This window comes from Massilia eurypsychrophila, assembly GCF_002760655.1.
In the GTDB taxonomy this organism is placed as follows: Bacteria; Pseudomonadota; Gammaproteobacteria; order Burkholderiales; family Burkholderiaceae_D; genus JAFCUW01.
This window is the reverse complement of the sequence record NZ_PDOC01000014.1, coordinates 115,336-133,963: the sequence shown is the minus strand read 5'-3', so window position 1 is coordinate 133,963 and position 18,628 is coordinate 115,336. Positions and strand designations below refer to the sequence as shown.

Below are 18,628 nucleotides of genomic sequence, written 5' to 3'. Positions count from 1 at the left end.
CGGCGCACGCGGTTCACGCGGCGGGCGCGGCTCGCCCGGCGGCTGGCCGGCCCGCGGCTCCTGCGGCGCGCGCGGAGCACGTGGCGTCTGCTGCGCGCGCGGCTGTCCGGGCGCGCGCTGACCTTCGGCGCGCGCTGGGCGCGCTGTCGCTGGCAAGTCGGTCCGGTCGGGGGAAGGCTGCGGCGCTGAGGCTGGCAAACGCTTGTTACTCTGTTCTGACATTGTTTTTACATGAATTTGGCGCGCAAGTCGCGCAGCGAATTATAATGCGGCAAATGGAAAACTCTACCCAATTCGTCCAATGGCTGCGCTCGGTCGCGCCGTACATCCACGCCTTCCGTGGCAAGACCTTCGTGATTGCCTTCCCGGGTGAACTCGTCACCGCCGGCGCGCTGACCGTGCTGGCGCAGGATTTGTCGCTGCTGGTGGCGCTCGGCATCCGCGTCGTCATCGTGCACGGCTCGCGCCCGCAGGTGGCCGAACAGCTGGCGCTGCGAAACGTCGAAGGCCGCTTCCACAACGGCATCCGCATCACCGACACCGCCGCGCTTGAGTGCGCCAAAGAGGCGGCCGGCGAACTGCGCCTCGACATCGAGGCCGCATTCAGCCAGGGCTTGCCGAACACGCCGATGTCGAATGCCGCCATCCGTATTATCTCAGGCAACTTCGTCACGGCGCGCCCGCTAGGCGTGATCGACGGCGTCGACCTCGAGCTGACCGGCGTCACCCGCAAGGTCGCCGCCGAGACGATCCACCCGATCCTGGCCACCGACAGCGTGGTGCTGCTCTCGCCGCTGGGCTTTTCGCCGACCGGCGAAGTGTTCAACCTGACGATGGAAGACGTGGCCGTCTCGGCCGCGGTGGCGCTGCAGGCCGACAAGCTGATCTTCATCAGCGAGACGCCGATGATGCTCGATGAAGGCGGCGCCGAAATTCGCGAGCTGTCGTCGCACCAGGCCGAAGCGGTGCTGCACGCCGGCTTCCTGCCGTCCGACGCGGCGTACTACCTGCAACACGCCATCAAGGCATGCAACAGCGGCGTCGATCGCGCCCACATCGTGCCGTTCGAGATGGACGGCTCGGCGCTGCTGGAGTTGTTCACCCACGATGGCGTCGGCCTGATGGTCAGCCACGAAAACCTGGAAAGCCTGCGCAAGGCGAACATCGACGACGTCGGCGGCATCATCAAGTTGATCGAGCCGCTGGAAGCGGACGGCACGCTGGTCAAGCGCGGCCGCGAGCTGATCGAGCGCGAGATCGACAACTTCTCCGTCATCGAGCACGACGGCGTGATCTTCGGTTGCGCCGCGCTGTACCCCTTCCCTTCGGCCAAGATGGCCGAAATGGCGTGCCTGACCGTCAACCCCGAGGTGCAGACCCAGGGCGACGGCGAGCGCATCTTGCGCCACATGGAAAACCGCGCGCGCGCCGCCGGCTTCAAGCAGCTGTTCGTGTTGACCACCCGTACATCGCACTGGTTCCAGAAGCGCGGCTTCGTGCCGGCGACGGTCGATGCCTTGCCGAAGGATCGCCAGCACATGTACAACTGGCAGCGCAAATCACAGGTTCTGATTAAGTCTTTATAATCACGGCTTCATCTCTATCGTCGCTTTAGGAGCACAAATGGCCCGCACCGTCCACTGCATCAAACTGAACAAAGAGGCCGAAGGGCTCGACTTCCCGCCGTATCCGGGCGAGCTGGGCAAGAAGATTTACGAGCAGGTGTCGAAAGAGGCGTGGGCTGGCTGGCTCAAGCACCAGACCATGCTGGTCAACGAGAATCGCCTGAACCTGGCCGACCTGCGCGCGCGCAAGTACCTGGCCGCGCAGATGGAAAAGCATTTCTTCGGCGAAGGCGCCGATGCCGCGATGGGCTACGTGCCGCCGGCAGACTAAGCAGCCGCAAGTCGTTCGCACGGCCAGAAAACGTCATTTCCGCTCAGCGGGGATGACGTTTTTTGCGTTCGCGACAACAACATATTCCGCCATCGCGGGCATTTTTCTAGCTGCTGCGCGCGGACATTGCGCACGTCGCCGATGCCAGCACGATGCACGCAATCGCCATCCACTGCGTGCCGGTCAAGTGTTCGCCCAGGATCAGCAAGCCGGCGATGGCGGTGACGGCCGGCGCGGCGCTGCTGAACATGCCGTACAACCCCTGCGGCAAGCCGCGCAGCGCCAGCATCTCGAGGCAATACGGCACCGCGCTCGACAGCACGGCAATGACCAGGCCGATGACCAGCACGTGCGGCGTGATCGACGAAGCGTCGGTGTAGGCCACGCCTAGCGGCACGATGAACAGCGACGCCACCAGCATGCCCAGTGCCACGCCCTGCCCGCCCGCGATGCTCGAGGCGCGCTTGCCGAACACGATGTACAGCGCCCAGCACGCCGCCGCGCCGAAGGCGTAGGCAACGCCGACCGGATCGAGCCGGCCGGCGGCGCTATTTATCGGCAGCAGCAGGTAGAGGCCGAACACGGCCAGCGCGCACGACGCGATATCGCGCGGCCGGCGTGACGACAGCAAGGCCACCAGCAGCGGGCCGGTCACCTCGATGGCGACGGCAATGCCGATCGGAATGCGCTGGAACGCGCGGTAGATGAGCAGGTTCATCAGGCCCATGACGGCGCCGTAAATGACCAGGTTGAACACGTCGCGGCGCTTCAGCGGCGAGCGCCACGGACGAAAGATCGCCAGCAGGATCAGCGCCGAAAAGCCGACCCGAAATGCGGTGATGCCCTCGACCCCGATCACGGGGAACAGGTTCTTGGCCACCGCGGCGCCAAGATTGACGGAGATCTGGCTGCCGAACAGCGCCAAGGTCGGCAGCAACATGCCGTCGCGCCGGGTGTCGGGCACGAAAATCGTCACATCGCCTTACATTGCCGCAGTTCGCAGCGCGCCATGAACACCTTGCCGCTCGAGCACACCATGCGGTACACCTCGACCGGGCCGGGCGGCGTCACCAGGCCGGCGCCTTCGTTGCTGTTGCAGTCGCGCGCCTTGCCGAGCCGCTCCACCGTCACCGACGACACCCCGGCGCGGAACGGGATCCGTTCAATCGGCACGCCGTTGGCGTCGAGCAGCCGCGTGTCTACCGGCTGAGCCGGCGACACCGCCACCGGCTCCGTCTTGGTGCGCAACATCGAACAGGCGCTCAGCACAACAACGCACGACACCAGCAGCAATCGCTTCATGAATTTTCCTTGGTTTAGAAAGTGAGCGTCTTCACGCCGTCGCTGGTACCGAGCAGGCATACATCGGCGCCGCGCAACGCGAACAGTCCGACCGCCACCACGCCCGGCACCTGGTTGAGGTCCTGCTCGAGCGCGACCGGGTCGGTGATCGACAGGCCGGCCACGTCGATGATTTCGCCGCCGTTGTCGGTGATGAAGGCCTGGTCGCTGCCGGCCTTCAGGCGCAGCTTCGGCTGGCCACCGAGCGCGGCCAGCTTGCGCATCACGGCCGCGCGCGCCATCGGCAGCACCTCGACCGGCAGGGGAAACTTGCCCATCACGTCAACGAGCTTGGAGCCGTCGGCGATGCAGACGAACTTGGCCGACACGGAGGCGACGATTTTTTCGCGCGTCAATGCCGCGCCGCCGCCCTTGATCATCGCGCCGCTGTGGGTGATTTCGTCGGCGCCGTCGATGTACACCGCAATCGCCGTCACGTCGTTGAGGTCGAACACGTCGATGCCGTGGCCGCGCAGGCGCGCCGCGGTCGCCTCCGACGAGGCCACCGTGCCCTTGATGCGGTGCTTGATCTTGGCCAGTTCATCGATGAAAAAATTGGCGGTCGAGCCGGTGCCGACGCCGATGATCTCGCCGTCGACGACGTACTGGATGGCGGCTACGGCTACAGCTTGCTTGAGTTCGTCTTGGGTCATGGTCTTGGGTAAAGGAGGTAGGCAAATCAGGAATGCCGACATTTTAGCGGATCGACCGTTGCGTCACCTCCTTTCAACAATAAATACCTTTGTCCGGCAGCAAGCGCGACCCCGCGCCAGCGCAAACGAAGTTCCTTTTGGACAAAATCGAAAAAGAATTGATGAGAGAATGGTCGTCGACTAAAAGTTACTTAGAGGAACCAAAAATGAACGATTCCAAAACCGTCCTCGTGGTCGACGACAGCCGCGTTTCCCGCCTGATGGCGCGCCAGTTCATCCTCACCAAGCAGCCGGGCTGGCTGGTCGAGGAAGCGGCCACGGGCGAAGAAGCGCTGGTCAAGGTGCAGTCGATGACCGCGCCGACCCTGATCCTGGTCGACGTCAACATGCCCGGCATGGGCGGTCTGGCCGCCGCTGGCCACCTGCGCGCGATGTGCCCGCAGGCGCACATCTCGCTCGTCACTGCCAACGTGCAAAACACCACGCGCAACCGCGCCACCGAAATGGGCATCGGCTTCATGGAAAAGCCGATCACCGAGGCGCGCATCCATGCCCTGCTGGGCGCGCTGGAGTAAGGCATGCTCAAGCTCAGCGAACTGCAGCATGACGCTCTGGTGGAGATATTCACCATCGGCGTCGGCCAGGCCGCCCGGGCAATGAGCGAGATCGTCAGCGAGGAAGTGACGATGTCGGTGCCGTCGATCCGTTTCCTCAACCGCGCCGACGCCGCCGCCATGCTCGGCCATCCTGACCGCCAGCGCGTCTGCGGCATCAGCCAGCACTACGAGGGCGCCTTCACCACCGAAGCGATTCTGATGTTCCCCGAGGACAAGAGCCTCGACATCGTGCGCCTGATGGTCGGCGAATCGGTGCCGTTCAAGGAACTGACCGAGATGGAACAGGAAGCGATGAGCGAAATTGGCAACATCATCCTCAATTCCTGCGTCGGCACGCTGGCCAACGTATTCGACCGCGAACTGCGCGGCTCGCTGCCGGTGTATCACCTCGGCAGCAGCGAAGACATCCTTACCGCCTCGTGCGGCCTGGCCGACACCGTGGTGCTGATGCTGCATATCGACTTCATCCTCGAAGCGCACCAGATTCACGGCTATGTCGCCTTCATCCTCGACGTGAGCGCGCTGGCGGACCTGCAGGCGCAGGTCGACGGCTATCTCGCCAACATTACCGGCCAAGCCTGACATGGATAGTGTCGCAACGATTCACCCGGGCATGCTGGAACATGTTCTGGGGGCCATCGACGTCGGCGCCGTCGTGCTCGACGCCGATCGCCGCGTGGTGCTGTGGAACCGCTGGATGGCGCAGCATTCGGGCCATCCGCCGGCCGAGGTGCTGGGGCGCGATTTCCTCGCCGTGTTCCCCGATCTGCGCGGCAAGCGCCTCGACGGCGCGGTGCGGCAGGCGCTGCGCGACAACTTTCCGGCGGTGCTGTCGCAGACGCTGCACAAGGCGCCGCTGGCCTTGTATGCCGACCGGGCCGCGCGCAGCCGCGGCGTGCGGATGCAGCAGGCGGTGGCCGTTACCCCGCTCGACGTGGCCGGCGCCGCGCGCCATTGCCTGATCCAGGTCAGCGACGTCAGCGCCGCGGTGCACCGCGAGCGCCTGCTGCGCGACCAGGCGATGGAGCTGCGCTCGCAGACGTTTTCGGACGGCCTGACCGGCATCGCCAACCGCCGCCACTTCGACCTGTCAATGGAAAAAGAACAGCGGCGCGCCAAGCGCACCGGCATTTCGCTGACGATGCTGATGATCGACATCGATTTCTTCAAGGCCTACAACGACCACTACGGCCACCAGCAGGGCGACGACACCTTGATCCGGGTCGCCAACGCGCTGGCCGGCTCGCTGCAGCGCCCGCTCGACCTGATCGCCCGCTACGGCGGCGAAGAGTTCGCCGTGGTGCTGCCCGACATGGACAGCGCCGGCGGCGCCCGGGTCGCCGAAAACCTGCGCCAGCGTATCGCGCAGCTGGCCATTCCGCATGCGGCGGCGACCGGCTCGCGCCTGGTTACAGTCAGCATCGGCGTGGCGACCCAGTCGCCGCACAACCCGGTCGAGGTGGTGCAGCTGATTGGCGCCGCCGACCGCGCGCTGTACGCCGCCAAGCGCTGCGGGCGCGACCGCGTCGTCATCGAAAACCCGTAGCCTGTAGCAACGCAACACTGGGGTCAGGTCTGACATTCGGACATTTCCTATTCGAAATGTCCGAATGTCAGACCTGACCCCAGAAATTCGCCGCCCGTCGTCCCTCCCACCCGCAAAATCGTATGCATGTTGCAACATTTTCATAGTTATTGCACACTGCCCCATCGCGCCGCGGCGCTTCACGGTTCCAGTGCATATATAACGATGAAAATATTTACCAAGAAACGCGTGTTCGTGGGCATTGGCTTGCTCGTCGTCGCCGCCGCCGCCGCCGCAGCTTACCTCCAAAGCAAAAAAGAAAAGCCGGTGCCCGATTCGAAGTACCGCAGCGCCGTCGTCGACAGCGGCAACATCATCCAGACCGTCACCGCCACCGGCACCATCAATCCGGTCGCACTGATCAACGTTGGCTCGCAAGTGTCCGGCACCGTCGTCGAACTGAAGGCCGACTTCAACGACCACGTCAAGAAAGGCCAGGTCCTGCTCAAGCTCGACCCGACCATCTTCAACGCCCAGATCCGCCAGGTCGAAGCGAGCCTGGCGTCGGCGCAGGCGTCGATGCGGCTGGCGCAATCGAACTTCGAACGCAACCAGCGCCTGGTCGCGCAAAACTACGTGTCGGCGCTGACCTTGGACCAGTCGCGCCGCGAACTCGACGTTGCCAAGGCCAACATCAAGCTGGCCGAAGCGCAGCTGGCGCGCTCCCAGGCCGACCTGAACAACAGCGTGATCCGCGCCCCGATCGACGGCGTCATCATCAAGCGCACCATCGACCTCGGCCAGACGGTGGCGGCGTCGTTCACCACGCCGAACCTGTTCCAGATCGCGCGCGACCTGACCAAGATGCAGATCGACACCAGTGTTTCCGAGGCCGACGTCGGCGCGCTGAAAGACGGCCAGGCGGCACGCTTCGTCGTCGACGCCTACCCCGACCGCGAGTTCGACGCCAGCATGCGCCAGTTCCGGCTGGCGCCCAACGTGGTGCAGAACGTCGTCACCTACAACGTCGTCCTCGACGTCGAGAACAAGCAGGAGCTGCTCAAGCCGGGCATGACGGCGCAGGTGCGCCTGGTGGTCGGCAACCGCGACAACGTGCTGCGCATCCCGACCGCCGCGCTGCGTTTCCGCCTGTCCGACGAGGAAATCGAAAAGGAAGCGAAAAATCTCAAAGAAAAAGGCGGCAAGCCGGAGCCGGCCGTTGTCGTCGCCGCCGAGGAGGACGACCTGTCGTTCCGCAGCAAGAACGAAGCGGCGCGCCAGTACAAGATCTACAAGCTCGACGCGCGCAACCAGGCGGTGCCGGCCGACATCAAGATCGGCCTGTCCAACTTCCGCTACACCGAAGTGGTCGCCGGCGACCTGAAAAAAGGCGACAAGGTCGTCACCCGCGCGCTAGCGCCGCAGGGCAAGAACGAATGAGTGGGCCGCTGATCGATATCCGTGGCGTCACCAAGAGCTACTTTTCCGGCAGCATCGAAACGAAGGTGTTGTTCGGCATCGACCTGAGGGTGCCGCGCGGCGACTTCCTCGCCGTGATGGGCCAGTCCGGCTCGGGCAAATCGACCTTGATGAATATCTTCGGCTGCCTCGACCAGGCCAGCGGCGGCACGTACCTGCTCAATGGCATCGACACCTTGACCTTGTCGCGCGCCGAGCTGGCGATGATCCGCAACCGCACCATCGGTTTCGTGTTCCAGAGCTTCAACCTGATCAAGCGGATGAGCGTGGCCGAGAACGTTGCCCTGCCGCTGATCTACGCCGGCGTCTCGCGCGCCAAGGCGCATGCCAAGGCGCTGGCCGAACTCGACCGCGTCGGCCTGGCCGGCTTCGCCAAGCGCACGCCGAACCAGCTGTCCGGCGGCCAGCAGCAACGCGTCGCGATCGCGCGCGCACTGGTCGGCGACCCGCCGCTGATCCTGGCCGACGAGCCGACCGGCAACCTCGACACCCAGACCAGCGAAGAAATCATGCGCTCCTTCCAACAGCTCAACAGCGAGCGCGGCATCACGATCCTGCTCGTCACGCACGAGCCCGACATCGCCGCCTACAGCAAGCGCCTGATGCGCCTGAAAGACGGCCGCGTCATCTACGACGGCCCCGCCGCCGAAGGCCTGCGCCAGTTCGCCCACGGAGGCAGCGCATGAATTTCTTACAGGTCGTCAATGAAGCGTTCCGCTCGATGGGCGCGAACCGCCTGCGCACGGCGCTGACCATGCTCGGCATCGTCATCGGCATCACCTCGGTGACCTTGCTGCTGGCGCTCGGCGACAGCATGCAGCGCTTCATCGGCAAGGAACTCGAAGCGCTCGGCACCAACATGCTGTACGTGTTCCCCGGCGGCAGCCGCACCGACGAGCGGCGCCTGCGCAACAATGCCGCGCCGTCGCTGACGATGGCCGACGCGCTGGCGCTCAACGCGCTGCCGAGCCTGACAGGTTCGGCGCCTACCTTGCAAGGCAGCTTCAAGGTGTCGGCCGGCAACGAGACGTCGAGCTTCATGGTGTTTGGCGTCACGCCGGAAATGTTCAAGATCCGCAACTGGCGCATCGACCAGGGCAGCGTGTTCAGTGAAGCGGACGTGCGCGCCGCCTCGCGCATGGTGGTGATCGGCCAGAAGGTAGCCGACCAGTTCTTCTATAAGGCCGATCCGCTGGGCAAGTCGCTGCGCATCGAGAACGTCGCCTTCCAGGTGGTCGGCGTGCTGCACGGCGAAGGCAAGCAGATCGACGGCGGCAACCTGGCAGACATGGTCATCGTGCCGATCACGGCCGCGCGCGCCAACCTGGTGCGCAGTCCGTTCCCCGACAACGTCCACTACGTCGCCACCCAGGGCAAACCAGGCCAGAACCTGCTCGACGCCATTGAAGACATCAAGGGCATGCTGCGCGACCGCCACCGCATCAAGGTCGACGCGCCGGACGACTTCCGCGTCGAGAACATCGCCTCGTTTGCCGAGACGGCCGCCAAGATCAGCGCCGGCATCGCCCTGCTGCTCGGCATGATTGGCGCCATTTCGCTGGTCGTCGGCGGCATCGGCATCATGAACATCATGCTCGTGTCGGTCACCGAGCGCACCCGCGAGATCGGCATCCGCATGGCGATCGGCGCCAAGCCGCGCGACGTGCTGCTGCAATTTTTGACCGAGGCGGTGGTCATCTGCCTGGCCGGCGGCGTGGTCGGCATCGCGCTGGCCGCCGCCGCCGCCGCCGGCATCACCTCGACCGGCAAGTTCGACGTGTTCATCACTGCATCGGCAATCCTGGTCGCCTGCAGCTTTTCCACTTTGGTGGGCGTATTCTTCGGCTTCTATCCGGCGCGCCGCGCGTCGAAACTGCTGCCGGTCGACTGCCTGCGTTATGAATAAACTTTCTAAAAGGCTCCCATGAGAATCTCCCACGCAATCGCCGTCGGCGCGCTCGGCCTGCTGCTGTGCGCACAAGCTTCGGCCAACGAGTACTCGGCCCTGATGAAGGCGCGCAAGTTTGACGACGTCGCACGTATCGCCAGTGCCAAGCTGGCGCAGGATGCCGGCAACGCCGACGCGCTGGTCGTCACCAGCGAAGTCGCGCTGGCCGAAGGACGCATCGACGATGCCGTCAAGCTCGGCGAGCGCTGCATCGCCGCCCAGCCGAAGGTGTCGAACTGCCACCTGGCCTACGGCAACGCGCTCGGCACCAAGGCCGTCACGGCCGGCATCATGTCGGCCATCGGTTACGCCGGCAAGATCCGCGATGCATTCAAGACGGCAGTCGAGCTCGATCCGCAGAACATGGATGCGCGTTTCTCGCTGATGACCTATTACATGCAGGCGCCAGGCGTGGTCGGCGGCGGCACCGGCAAGGCCCAGGCGCTGGCGGCGCAGACCGCACTGATCAATCCGGAAGCCGGCAAGCTGATGCTGGCGCGCCTCGACGCGGCCGACGACAAGTTCGCCAAGGCCGAAGCGACGGTGCTGGGGATGCCGGTCAGCAGCAACGAGGCAGTGGCCGAAGGCCAGCGCGACCTGATCAACAATCTGGGCCAAAAGTACCTTAGCGACAAGAAATACGCCGACAGCGAACGCATGTTCCGCGAGGCGCAAAAACGCTTTCCCGACAGCGAGAACGCCGTTTACGGGATGGCGCGCGTGCAGCAGGAACTGGGCAAGCACCGCGAAGCGATCGCCGGCTTCGAGCAGGCCAATGCAATGACCCGGCGCGCCACCAGCTGGTACCGCATCGCCAAGTCGCAGCAGGCGCTGGGCGACATACCGAATGCTGTGGCGTCGTACGGCAAGGCGCTGGCATTCAAGCCGGCGCTGCCGCCGAAAATGCGCGCCGACGCCGACGAGCAGTTGAAGTTGGTACGGCAGTAACCGCTGCTTATTTCACCGCTTCGAGTTTCGTCACGATAAATTTACCGTCCACTTTTTCGGCGAAGAAGGTGACCTTGTCGCCGATGCGCACCTGCTCGAGCATGGCCACGTCGGCCACCTTGAACGCCATCGTCATTGCCGGCATCTTCAGGTTTTCGATGAAGCCGTGCTTGATGGTGATCTTGCCGGCTTCCTTGTCGACCTTCATGACTTCGGCCTTCGTCAGCGGGGCCGCTGCCGCGGCATCGATGGCCGGCGCGCCGTGCGGCTGCTGGCCGAACACGGCGCCGGCCGACAGCGCCAGCGCGAACAAGCACACAGTAAAACGGTTCATGGCAATGTTCCTTGCAGGTTAAGTTCGCTATTGTAGTGGCCGTGCCGATCAGCGCGCGGACAGTGTCATGATGACGGCCCTGTCGGGCGCGCGCCTTGAGCGCGATGAACGTGCGGCCGATTTGCAGGCGGCCGAGCGGCGTCGCGTCTCACGAAAAGAAAGTGTTTGCGGAGGGTGACCCGGCCGGATTATTTCGGCGGGACGCAGCCGTACACGTTGCGCCCCTCCTGCTCGCCGGCGGCGATGTGGCGCACCTGGACGCTGCCGTCGCGCTGCTTGGCCAGGCAGAAACGGGCGTCGTAGCGGCGCGGCTGGTTCGGTCCGCCGCCAGGGCGCACGTCGATCTGCACCTCGTAGACCTTGCCGTTTTCCAGCATCACCGATTTGGTCTGCGGCAGCGACTGCACCCTGCCCGCGTATGGGATGCACATGGTAAACAGCACCGGAAAGGTGCGGTCCGGCGGCATCGCCATCGTCCACATCTTGGCGCGCGGCCGGCTCGACGGGTCGAACACGGTGACGGCCTGGAAGTCGGGCGCGCCGCCGCGCTGCTCTTCGCGCTGTGAGATGGTAAAGCATGGCAGGCCGCCTTTGGCTTCCCGCACCTCCGCCTCGCCACTGCGCGGCGCCGGGGCGGCATGTGGCCAGGCCGCGGGCAGCAGCAGGATCAACGGAAGAAGAAAACGCAATGACATGGGGCCCTCGCCGGGGAAAAGATTGCATTTAGAAAACTCTTAGCGTACGGCTTGCAGCCCAAATGGGGTTGATTTGGCGCAAAAGCTACGCCGCCGACACCCCGCGGAAACGTCGCGCAAGCGTCCGCGGCAAGTGGGAGCGATTTGCCGGATCGACCAGAAAGCCGTCCAGCACCTCCTCGAACAGCGCCAGGCTGGCGGCGTTGCGGCGCCAGCGCATCACTTTCGGCGCGTCGCGGTGCTTGAGGACAAAATAGTCGGCCAGCAGGTCGCCCTGCGCCTCCATGTTGAAGTCGGCCAGGGTGGCGCCGGCGTGCAGCAGATACTCGTAACTGAGCCCGAGCCGCACGGCGCCGCGCAGGCGCACCGGGTAGCCAAGCTGGTGCTGCCAGACGTGCACCATCTCGTGCATGAACCAGTGCTGCGCATGGATGTCGCCGGCGGCGTAGTCGTCCAGAAAACACGAATGGTGGAAGTACATGCTGCCGTTCGGCGTCATCGCGCAGTTCTTGGGCTGAAATGGCATGTAGCGGCGCCTGTGGATGCGCACGCGCGAATAATCGATGGCATCGCCAAACAGTAGCGACGCCATTACAGTTTCGCCTGCGGTGAGCGGGCGCCAGCGACGCGAATGTAAAAGGCTGAAAGCGAGGGCGGCCACGTTTTGGTTTTGCGTTGGGAGATGGCAATTTTAAATTAAATTGCGGCAGGTACGTTTTGAACGTGCTATCGCTATTCCATTTTGAAAGGAACCACGACGTCACAAACACTGAAATCTGCTGCCTTCTCATGCCGGACCTTTTGGATAAATGCGCGTAAAGCTGTGCCGGTCAAGATGCTGACTTTAGGCCGCTCGAACCCCGGCAGATCGGACAGCAAGCGAACCGATTGCATGATGTCCGGACTTGGTGGCGGCTCGCCCTGCTTCAGCGTCCGCAAAACGTCCATTCCGACGACCACGCGCCCGACCACGGTGTAGTCGTGGTCCATGTCGCGGCTGGTCCCCAGCATGAAATAAAGCTCGCTGTTCCCCGAGTCCAAAGGCTTGTCCCGCCCCATTCCCATGACACCAGCGCAATGCACGCCCCAGCCAAGCCAGTCTTGCTGATTTGCAGAAATTGGTATGGACTGAAATGGCACGCTGCCAAAAAACCCGCTGGCGGCGTCGCTGGCATTGCTGGCCCAGACTTCGATTGCTTTGCGTTGATGCTTGAACTTCATTTCAGGCGCCAGGTTTGGATAGGCCGACTTGCCGTTATCCTTGTTGTCTGGATTGCCGGTTTGTGCAACGAAGTCTCCAATGACGCGATGGAACTGCAGCCCGTTATAGACTTTTTCACGCGCCAGAATCTTCACCCGCTCGACGGATCGTGGCGCCATGTCAGGGCGCATTTCGATGATCACGCGGCCCTTGGCGGTATCGATGACCAGCGTGTTTTCAGGATCGAGCGCGCGCCAGGTTTGCTGCGCTTGGCAAACCGGACTCATGCCAATCGCCAAGAGCCATACGATGCCGTTGAGATCGCTCAAAAATTGCATACATGCCTGCTCTTTCGTGTTGACCCGGGGTTGTCGTTTAAATTTTTCCAGGCGACTTTATCATCGTGGTAGACCTCAACTGGAAATGACCGCCTTGCGGTGGCCGAGAGCGGTCTCATAATTGAATTTGCTTGCAACAGTATGCAGCCTGTCACGCTTTACCATCTCGTGCATGAACCAATATTGCGCATGGAAGATGCGCACCCTGGCGGAATCGATGGCCGCGCCGAACAGCGCCGACGCCATCGCCACTTCGCCTTCGGTAAGCCGGCGGCTGGCCAAGAATTACCCCAGCGCCGCCGCCGCCCTCGCCAGCTCGGTGATGCGCGCCCAGTCGCCGGCCTGCAGCGCATCCTTCGGCGTCAGCCACGAGCCGCCGACGCAGGCGACGTTTTTCAGCGCCAGGAACTGCGGCGCGCTGTCGATCGAGATGCCGCCGGTCGGGCAGAACGTCACGTCCGGAATCGGGCCGCCGATCGCGTTGAGCAGGCCCACGCCGCCGGCCGGCACCGCCGGGAACAGCTTCAGTTCGCGAAAACCCGCTTCGCGCGCGGCCAGCACTTCCGACGGCGTCATCACGCCCGGCAGCAGCGGCAGGCCGCTTTTGCGCGCCGCCTCGATCAGCGTGGCGGTCAGGCCGGGCGAGACGCCGAACACGGCGCCGGCGTCGCGCGCGGCGGCAAATTCGGACGGCTGCGTCAGCGTGCCGACGCCGACGATGGCGCCCTCCACTTCGCTCATCGCGCGAATCGCCGCCAGGCCGTGCACGGTGCGAAGAGTCACCTCCAGCACGCGGATGCCGCCGGCCACCAGCGCCTTTGCCAGCGGCACCGCGTGCGCCGGATCGTCGATTGCGATGACGGGAATCACGCGCGCGATGCGCATCATGTCGAGAATGGTCATGCTCATGGTGCAGCCTTTACCAGAAAGTCTTCGTCGGAGCCCGGCATGATGTCGCCGCTGTCGACGCCTTCATGCAACGGTACGGTGGTCGACATCGGCGACGGAAGCGGGAACGTCGCGGCGCCCTGTTCGGCCGGGCCGACGACGTGGCGGAACATCGAGAACAACTCGCGTCCCATGCCGATGTGCGACGGCGACATGTCGGCCGTCGCCTGCGCGCGCGCGTGCCAGACGGCGTCCGGCACCAGCGCCTGCAAGGTGCCCATGCCGGCGTCAAGGCGGATGATGTCGCCGTCGCGCACCAGCCCGAGCGGGCCGCCGGCGAGGATTTCGGGCGACACGTGGATCGCCGACGGCACCTTGCCCGACGCACCCGACATGCGACCGTCGGTCACCAGCGCCACGTGGCGCCCGGCGTCCTGCAAGTTGGCCAGCGCGGGCGTGAGCGCGTGCAGTTCCGGCATGCCGTTGGCGCGCGGCCCCTGAAAGCGGAGCACCGCCACGAAGTCGCGGTCGAGCCGGCCCGCCTGATAGGCGTGCATGAAGTCTTCCTGCGAGTTGAACGTCAGCGCCGGCGCCTCGACGACGCGGTGCTGCTCCTTCACGGCCGACACCTTCATCACCGCCCGCCCCAGGTTGCCCTTCACGAGGATCATGCCGCCGTCGGGAGCGAACGGCGCGCTGGCCGGACGCAGCACGTCAAGATCGCCGCTGACGGCCGGCGAGTCTTTCCAGTACAGCTTGTCGTCGTCGAGGAACGGCTCGGCGCAGTGCGCGCGCAGGCCGTTCCCGAGGATGGTGTTGACGTCCTCGTGCAGCAGGCCGGCGTCGAGCAGCTCGCGCATGACGAAGCCGGGACCGCCGGCGGCATTGAAGTGGTTGACGTCGGCGTCGCCGTTCGGGTAGATGCGCGCCAGCAGCGGCACCACCGCCGACAGCTCGTTGAAGTCGTCCCAGTCGATGACGATGCCGGCCGCGCGCGCAATCGCCACCAGGTGCAGCGTGTGGTTGGTCGAGCCGCCGGTCGCCAGCAGGCCGACCACCGCGTTGACGATCGACTTCTCGTCGACCACGTGGCCGACCGGGATGTAGTTACCGTTCTGCTGAGTGATGGCGACCGCGCGCTGCGACGCGGCGACCGTCAGCGCGTCACGCAGCGGCGTGCCCGGCGTGATGAAGGCGGCGCCCGGCATGTGCAGGCCCATGAACTCCATCAGCACCTGGTTGCTGTTGGCGGTGCCGTAGAAGGTGCAGGTGCCGGCGCCATGGTAGGAACCCATTTCGCACTCGAGCAGTTCTTCGCGCGTTGCCTTGCCCTGCGCGTAGAGCTGGCGGATGCGGGCCTTTTCCTTGTTCGATATGCCCGACGTCATCGGGCCGGCCGGCACGAAGATCGCCGGCAGGTGGCCAAAGTGCAGCGCGCCGATCAGCAGGCCAGGCACGATCTTGTCGCATACGCCGAGGTACAACCCGGCGTCGAACATGTTGTGCGACAGCGCAATCGCGGTGCTCATGGCGATGGTATCGCGCGAAAACAGCGACAGCTCCATTCCCGGCTGGCCCTGCGTCACGCCGTCGCACATGGCGGGCGTGCCGCCGGCGAACTGGGCGACCGCGCCAACGTCGCGCACCGCCTGCTTGATCACCTCGGGGAAGTAATGGAACGGCTGGTGCGCCGACAGCATGTCGTTATACGACGAGACGATGGCGATCGACGGCTTTTTGGTTTCCTTCAGCTTGAGCTTGTCGTTGGCCGGGAATGCCGCGAAGCCGTGCGCCAGGTTGGTACACGACAGCGTGGAGCGCTGCACGCCCTGCACGCGCGCAGCGTCGAGGTGCGCCAGGTAAGCCCCGCGCGACGGCCGGCTGCGTTTGACAATGCGGTCGGTAACCGCCTGAACCACTGAATGGAGCGCCATGATCGTCCCTTAGAATTCGATTTCTGAAATTTTACTACGTTTTGAAAACCTTGGTCGTTTTGCGTTTATTTCTCTATGAAGAACATGCGCCAGCCCATATATAAGACAGCTGGAGTCGCTGATGGTTCGAGGTTTTTTTTGGTCCAATCGTAGTGAATTTACGTTCATTTCAGGTATTATTCACTAAACCACAAACCGTCCAAGAAACGCCATGCGCCAGCCTGCCCTTACCTCTACCGCCAGCTTCCAGGCGCTCGCCACCCACGCCGTCGACATCAAGGATGCGCGCATGCGCGACCTGTTCGGCGCCGACCCGCAACGCTTCAAGACGATGTCGCTGGAAGCGGCCGGCCTGTTCCTAGACTATTCAAAAAACCGCCTTGACGGGCGCACGCTTGAATTGCTGGCCGAGCTGGCGCGCGAGCGCGGCGTCGAAGCGCGGCGCGAGGCGATGTTCGCCGGCGAGAAAATCAACCTTACCGAACAGCGCGCGGTGCTGCACACCGCCCTGCGCGCCCCAGGCGACGCCACGCTCAGCGTCGACGGCCAGGACGTCATCGCCGACGTCCATGCGGTGCTGGCGCGGATGCGCGCGTTCAGCGACGCGGTGCGCTCCGGTGCGTGGCTGGGCCACAGCGGCAAGCCGATCACCGACATCGTCAACATCGGTATCGGCGGCTCCGACCTTGGCCCCAAGATGGTGTGCCTGGCGCTGCGCCAATACGCCCATCCGCGCGTGACGATGCACTTCGTGTCGAACGTCGACGGCCACGACATCGACAACACGCTGTCGCAGGTCGATCCCGAAACCACGCTGTTCATCGTCGCCTCCAAAACGTTCACCACCAGCGAGACGATGCTCAACGCGCAGACGGCGCGCATGTGGTTCCTGGCGCATGCCAAGCCGGCCGCGCTGGCGCGCCACTTCGTGGCCGTCTCCACCAATGTCGAAGCGATCAAGGAGTTCGGCATCGACCCGGCCAACATGTTCCCGTTCTGGGACTGGGTGGGCGGGCGCTACTCGGTTTGGTCGGCGATCGGGCTGCCGATCGCGCTGGCGGTCGGCTTTGGCTACTTCAGCGATTTTCTCGCCGGCGCGCACGCGATGGACCAGCACTTCGTCGAAGCGCCGCTCGAACAGAACATGCCCGTGCTGCTCGCGCTGGTGGGCTTCTGGAACCGCCAGTTCCTCGACTGCGCCTCGGTCTCCATCGCGCCCTACCACCAGGACCTGAACCGCTTTCCCGCCTACCTGCAGCAGCTCGAGATGGAGAGCAACGGCAAGCGCGTGACCCGAACCGGCCAGGCGGTCGACACGGCGACGTGTCCGGTCATCTGGGGCGACTGCGGCACCAACGGCCAGCACGCCTACTTCCAGCTGCTGCACCAGGGCAGCGACCTGACGCCGATCGACTTCATCGCCAGCCTGCGTCCCGGCCACGAGCTGGCGCAGCACCATGCCGCGCTGCTGGCGAACTGCTTTGCGCAGTCGGAAGCGTTCATGCGCGGCAAGGACATCGACGAAGTGCGCGCCGACCTGCAGGCGCAGGGCCTGACGGCGACCGAAGTCGAGCGCCTGGCGCCGCACAAGACCTTCCCCGGCAACCGTCCCAGCAACACCATCCTGATGGAGTACCTGACGCCGTACACGCTGGGCGCGCTGGTGGCGCTGTACGAACACAAGACGTTCGTGCAAGGCGTGCTGTGGGACGTCAACAGCTTCGATCAGTGGGGCGTCGAACTGGGCAAGGTACTGGCGAAAAATATCGAGGCCGAACTGACCGGCGCGCCGCGGCCGGACCTGCACGACAGCTCCACCAATGGCCTGATCGCGATGGCCAGGGCGGCGGTATGAACGACGGTCTGCAGGTCGCATACGACCAGCCGATGGCGGTCGGCGAATGTCCACTGTGGGATGCGGGCGCGTCGATCCTGTACTGGGTCGACATCGACGGCTTCGCGGTGCACAGCCTTGAACCGGCCAGCGGCGCACATACAGCCTGGCCGATGCCGAGCGAGCCGGGCGCGCTGGCGCTGCACGCCGGCGGCGGCCTGCTGGTGGCGCTGCGCTCCGGCTTCGCCCATCTCGACACCGGCAGCGGCGCGCTGACGGCGATCGCGCCGGCGCCGTACGACACGAAACTGTATCGCTTCAATGATGGCCGCGCCGACGCTGCCGGCCGCTTCTGGGTCGGCACCATGTACGAGCCGCGCACGCAGGCGGCCGCCGAGATGTTCTGCCTCGAACGCGGCGAAGTGCGGCGCGCGTGGTCGGGCGGGATGACGGTGTCGAACGGCCTGGCCTTCAGCCCGGACGGCAAATCGATGTACCACGCCGACACCACCAGCCACCGGATCGACCGCTATGCGTTCGACGCCGGCACCGGCGTGGCGTCGGCGCCGGCGCCGTTCCAGCGCTTCGACACCGACAAGGCGGCGCCGGGCTACGGCGGACGCCCGGACGGCGCCGCGGTCGACAGTGAAGGCGCCTACTGGTGCGCGATGTTCGAAGGCGGCCGCGTGCTGCGCTTCTCGGCCGCTGGCGCCCTGCTGCGCGAAGTGAAGGTGCCGATGCGCTGCCCGACCATGGTGGCGTTCGGCGGCGACGACCTGCGCACGCTGTATATCACCAGCGCCGGCCTGAAGCGGCCCGACGCCGAGCGAGAACAGTATCCGCTCAGCGGTTGCCTGCTTTCCCTGCGCGTCGAGGTGCCAGGCATGCAGGAGCCGCAATACCAGCCGTGACCGTAATGCAACACCCTATCCTTGCGTGCGCCTGCGTACAAAGTGGCGCTGTAAAATGGCAACCGATTTTAACTAGTTGCGTCGAA

The 18,628-nt window shown here is 64.7% G+C and carries 21 protein-coding genes; 11 read left to right on the top strand and 10 right to left on the bottom strand.

Annotated features, from left to right (window positions below; genetic code table 11):
- The first annotated feature begins 275 nt into the window (after positions 1-275).
- Both argA and CR105_RS19575 read left to right on the top strand, forming a co-directional pair.
- Positions 276-1,586: an amino-acid N-acetyltransferase gene (gene argA / locus CR105_RS19580; protein WP_099791278.1), complete on the top strand. Its 1,311-nt coding sequence runs from the start codon at positions 276-278 to the stop codon at positions 1,584-1,586.
- 37 nt (positions 1,587-1,623) lie between these two features.
- Positions 1,624-1,896 (top strand): oxidative damage protection protein, encoded by a 273-nt coding sequence (locus CR105_RS19575; protein ID WP_099791276.1) that lies wholly within the window; start codon positions 1,624-1,626, stop codon positions 1,894-1,896.
- Positions 1,897-2,002: 106 nt separating this feature from the next.
- Here CR105_RS19575 and CR105_RS19570 read toward each other — a convergent pair whose 3' ends face one another.
- Genes CR105_RS19570 through rpiA form a run of 3 tightly spaced genes read right to left on the bottom strand, consistent with a single transcriptional unit; the run spans position 2,003 to position 3,890 of the window.
- Positions 2,003-2,872 carry an EamA family transporter gene (locus CR105_RS19570; RefSeq protein ID WP_229414019.1) on the bottom strand — a complete coding sequence of 290 codons (870 nt, stop codon included), beginning with the start codon at positions 2,870-2,872 and terminating at the stop codon, positions 2,003-2,005.
- Positions 2,869-3,198, bottom strand: coding sequence for a hypothetical protein (locus CR105_RS19565; protein WP_099791274.1), 330 nt, complete (start codon positions 3,196-3,198; stop codon positions 2,869-2,871). Before CR105_RS19565 ends, CR105_RS19570 begins: the two co-directional genes overlap by 4 nt.
- Before the next feature lie 14 nt (positions 3,199-3,212).
- Positions 3,213-3,890: a ribose-5-phosphate isomerase RpiA gene (gene rpiA, locus CR105_RS19560; protein ID WP_099791272.1), complete on the bottom strand. Its 678-nt coding sequence runs from the start codon at positions 3,888-3,890 to the stop codon at positions 3,213-3,215.
- A gap of 206 nt (positions 3,891-4,096) precedes the next feature.
- On the opposite strand from rpiA, the gene CR105_RS19555 reads away from it, so the two are divergent.
- From CR105_RS19555 to CR105_RS19525, 7 genes are all read left to right on the top strand, one after another.
- On the top strand, positions 4,097-4,465 hold the full coding sequence (locus CR105_RS19555) for a response regulator (RefSeq protein WP_099791270.1): 369 nt from the start codon (positions 4,097-4,099) through the stop codon (positions 4,463-4,465).
- A gap of 3 nt (positions 4,466-4,468) precedes the next feature.
- Positions 4,469-5,089 (top strand): chemotaxis protein CheC, encoded by a 621-nt coding sequence (locus CR105_RS19550; RefSeq protein ID WP_099791268.1) that lies wholly within the window; start codon positions 4,469-4,471, stop codon positions 5,087-5,089.
- A 1-nt stretch (position 5,090) separates the two neighbouring features.
- Positions 5,091-6,053: a GGDEF domain-containing protein gene (locus CR105_RS19545; RefSeq protein WP_229414018.1), complete on the top strand. Its 963-nt coding sequence runs from the start codon at positions 5,091-5,093 to the stop codon at positions 6,051-6,053.
- Positions 6,054-6,257: 204 nt separating this feature from the next.
- Positions 6,258-7,472, top strand: a complete 1,215-nt coding sequence (locus CR105_RS19540; protein ID WP_099791266.1) for an efflux RND transporter periplasmic adaptor subunit — start codon at positions 6,258-6,260, stop codon at positions 7,470-7,472.
- Positions 7,469-8,197: an ABC transporter ATP-binding protein gene (locus CR105_RS19535; protein WP_099791264.1), complete on the top strand. Its 729-nt coding sequence runs from the start codon at positions 7,469-7,471 to the stop codon at positions 8,195-8,197. The genes CR105_RS19540 and CR105_RS19535 overlap by 4 nt, the downstream gene beginning before the upstream one ends.
- Positions 8,194-9,417, top strand: coding sequence for an ABC transporter permease (locus CR105_RS19530; RefSeq protein WP_229414017.1), 1,224 nt, complete (start codon positions 8,194-8,196; stop codon positions 9,415-9,417). Before CR105_RS19535 ends, CR105_RS19530 begins: the two co-directional genes overlap by 4 nt.
- A gap of 18 nt (positions 9,418-9,435) precedes the next feature.
- Positions 9,436-10,407 carry a tetratricopeptide repeat protein gene (locus CR105_RS19525; RefSeq protein WP_099791261.1) on the top strand — a complete coding sequence of 324 codons (972 nt, stop codon included), beginning with the start codon at positions 9,436-9,438 and terminating at the stop codon, positions 10,405-10,407.
- A gap of 7 nt (positions 10,408-10,414) precedes the next feature.
- Here the strand turns inward: CR105_RS19525 and CR105_RS19520 are convergent, their stop codons facing one another.
- The 7 genes from CR105_RS19520 to edd form a co-directional block, all read right to left on the bottom strand.
- A complete protein-coding gene (locus CR105_RS19520; protein ID WP_099791259.1) occupies positions 10,415-10,741 on the bottom strand; it encodes a copper-binding protein in 327 nt (108 codons plus the stop codon).
- A 188-nt stretch (positions 10,742-10,929) separates the two neighbouring features.
- Positions 10,930-11,436 (bottom strand): hypothetical protein, encoded by a 507-nt coding sequence (locus tag CR105_RS19515; protein ID WP_131021807.1) that lies wholly within the window; start codon positions 11,434-11,436, stop codon positions 10,930-10,932.
- 85 nt (positions 11,437-11,521) lie between these two features.
- Entirely contained in the window at positions 11,522-12,028 is a 507-nt protein-coding gene (locus CR105_RS19510) for a Rhs element Vgr protein (protein WP_099791255.1), read from the bottom strand.
- A 140-nt stretch (positions 12,029-12,168) separates the two neighbouring features.
- On the bottom strand, positions 12,169-12,975 hold the full coding sequence (locus CR105_RS19505; RefSeq protein WP_099791253.1) for a peptidylprolyl isomerase: 807 nt from the start codon (positions 12,973-12,975) through the stop codon (positions 12,169-12,171).
- Between the two features lie 75 nt (positions 12,976-13,050).
- Positions 13,051-13,257, bottom strand: coding sequence for a hypothetical protein (locus CR105_RS19500; RefSeq protein ID WP_099791251.1), 207 nt, complete (start codon positions 13,255-13,257; stop codon positions 13,051-13,053).
- 3 nt (positions 13,258-13,260) lie between these two features.
- Positions 13,261-13,884: a bifunctional 4-hydroxy-2-oxoglutarate aldolase/2-dehydro-3-deoxy-phosphogluconate aldolase gene (gene eda, locus CR105_RS19495; protein WP_099791249.1), complete on the bottom strand. Its 624-nt coding sequence runs from the start codon at positions 13,882-13,884 to the stop codon at positions 13,261-13,263.
- Positions 13,881-15,797 (bottom strand): phosphogluconate dehydratase, encoded by a 1,917-nt coding sequence (gene edd / locus CR105_RS19490; RefSeq protein ID WP_099791247.1) that lies wholly within the window; start codon positions 15,795-15,797, stop codon positions 13,881-13,883. The genes eda and edd overlap by 4 nt, the downstream gene beginning before the upstream one ends.
- Positions 15,798-16,008: 211 nt before the next feature.
- On the opposite strand from edd, the gene pgi reads away from it, so the two are divergent.
- The gene (gene pgi / locus CR105_RS19485; protein ID WP_099791245.1) at positions 16,009-17,652 is read left to right on the top strand and encodes a glucose-6-phosphate isomerase; all 1,644 of its coding nucleotides are present in this window, start codon (positions 16,009-16,011) and stop codon (positions 17,650-17,652) included.
- Positions 17,649-18,542, top strand: coding sequence for an SMP-30/gluconolactonase/LRE family protein (locus tag CR105_RS19480; protein WP_099791243.1), 894 nt, complete (start codon positions 17,649-17,651; stop codon positions 18,540-18,542). Before pgi ends, CR105_RS19480 begins: the two co-directional genes overlap by 4 nt.
- Positions 18,543-18,628 lie beyond the last annotated feature (86 nt).